1 protein-coding gene is annotated in these 363 nt (G+C 46.0%); it reads right to left on the bottom strand.

Annotated features, from left to right (window positions below; all coding sequences use genetic code 11):
• The coding region (locus tag EKC99_RS15615; protein WP_205597833.1) for a UPF0236 family transposase-like protein at nt 1–363 on the bottom strand (363 nt) is incomplete at both ends.

Here is a 363-nt window from a genome sequence, read left to right as displayed (position 1 = left end):
CATGTTCTAACGTACCGATGGCGCTTGTGAGTTCTCGTAACACACCTTCTTCATCCCATGATGCTAACTTCTTTCGAATCACCCGATATCTCGCATGACCTCGGAACAATTGACGAATCTCTCTTGCCACATGGAACCGATCAAGCTGAAAGTACCCCCTGTCCCCGAAATATTCTCGACACGCTGTAATCCATGGGGCTCCATCTCCATTGATGACCACCCAATCCTCAAACGGATCATAGCTGTATTCCTTCATCAGAAAATTCTCTACAGCTTCCCAAATCTGTTCATTCGTTTGATGAACCATATACCGTCGATTCACTAAGGATACGCGTTTCCCGTTTTTCTCCCATCCTTGGTGAA

Origin of the sequence: Anoxybacillus sp. MB8, from assembly GCF_011006755.1 — a bacterium.
Taxonomy (GTDB): Bacteria; Bacillota; Bacilli; order Bacillales; family Anoxybacillaceae; genus Anoxybacillus; species Anoxybacillus gonensis.
The sequence above is the reverse complement of the archived record's forward strand: the minus strand, read 5'-3'. Positions and strand labels throughout refer to the sequence as shown.